1 protein-coding gene is annotated in these 1,629 nt (G+C 40.6%); it reads left to right on the top strand.

The genetic code is table 11. The features are described from left to right. Positions 1 to 298: 298 nt before the first annotated feature. Positions 299 to 1,615, top strand: coding sequence for an NF041680 family putative transposase (locus F6K53_RS40875; RefSeq protein WP_293085961.1), 1,317 nt, complete (start codon positions 299 to 301; stop codon positions 1,613 to 1,615). Positions 1,616 to 1,629 lie beyond the last annotated feature (14 nt).

Here is a 1,629-nt window from a genome sequence, read left to right as displayed (position 1 = left end):
GTTTCCCAAGACTGCGATTGCCTACCGCACCAGCTTCCGCTGATCGCTAATCGTGGCCAACGCGATCACTAATCCAGAAATGCTATCGCTAATTCAGAAACGTGATTGCCTACGGCACCAGCTTCCGCTGATCGCTGAGCTTAGCAACAGCGTGCTCACTCTTTGGGTCACCTGATCGCCAGAGGCTGGAGTGAGTCACGACTATCGGAGCCTTATCCGTTACAAATATTCATAAAAACACCCATTGTAAAAAGGGAGAAAATTGAAAAGCTAAAACAATAAAGTTACTCCCTCACTTATGAATACTAGCATAAGTAGACTGCAACAATTTAGAATTGATAGTTATAATTTACTGGGTCGGGCATCCGATGCTACAATGGATTTGATTGATGCAGTTTTAACTACAAGAACTGCCAATTCTTTGGCTGACTTTTCTCTGTCTCCAGTATTTAGAAGAGAATGGTCTTCTACCTATGAATCATTACAAGATTGTCGTCCATTACGACAAAAGTTAATGAAGAGGTATCTAGAAGAAGTAGGAAAAGATACAGATGAATCATCCTATTTGATGGTAGCAATTGACCATACATCGAGTCCGAGAGTAGACTCCCCAACATTGAAAGACCGAGGTTACCATCACTCGCCATCGGCAGAGAAAAAAGTCACGACAGGACATAGTTATAGTACTATAGCATGGATACCAGAAGAAAAAGGCAGTTGGGCACTGCCGTTAAGACACGAGAGAATAACAAGTTTTGAAACTCCAATTAGTAAGGCAGCGTGGCAACTAAAACAAGTAGCAAAAAATTCAAAACAACCAATTTTAGCCCTATTAGACAGTGAATATGGCAATGCCTCTTGGGTCAACACAACAAAAGATATCGAAGCGGATTGCTTGATCAGAATTCGCTCAAACTGTTGCTTATATGGGTTACCAGGAAAGTATAGTGGTCGAGGGCGACCCAAAAAACATGGTGATAAATTTAAGTTAAATGATGAAAATACTTGGTGGTCAGCCAAGGAAACTATCGAGGTAAATGACCCAAAATTAGGTCTCATAAGAATCCGAAAGTGGTCAAAATTACACTTTCGTAACTCTTCATCTGTGTCAATGGAGTTGATTTTAGTTGAGAGGCTTAAACCCAATAAACAAGGCATCTTACAAAAACCATTGTGGTTAGTTTTCATTGGTCAAAAAAGGCCGACATTAGAAATGATATGGAACAAATATTTAAGACGTTTTGCCGTTGACCATTGGTATCGGTTCATTAAACAAAGATTACATTGGACATTACCCTCCCTAAGTACACCACAGCAATGTGAAAGATGGAGTGATTTGATGCCATTAATGACTTGGCAGCTATGGTTAGCTAGGGATATAGTGAAAGAACACCATCTTCCCTGGCAAAAGCCCCAGTCAAATCTAACGCCTGGAAGAGTTGCACAGTCGATGTTAGGACTTTTAGTTGAGATTGGAACTCCAGCACAATCTCCCAAACCCCGTGGAAAATCAACGGGATGGAAAACTGGTAAAAAAAGAAACAAACGAACCCGTTATCCAGTGGTTAAAAAAGGAAAAAGCACCGACAAAAAAGCTAAAAAAAATAAGACTTAGACCCAGGGTAAACG

Source organism: Moorena sp. SIO4A1 (genome assembly GCF_010672065.1).
In the GTDB taxonomy this organism is placed as follows: Bacteria; Cyanobacteriota; Cyanobacteriia; order Cyanobacteriales; family Coleofasciculaceae; genus Moorena.
This window is presented reverse-complemented; position numbering and strand designations above follow the sequence as displayed.

What these genes read in the sequence shown, in the direction of transcription:
- F6K53_RS40875 (WP_293085961.1), top strand. Translation starts at nt 299, where the DNA reads ATGAATACTAGCATAAGTAGACTGCAACAATTTAGAATTGATAGTTAT.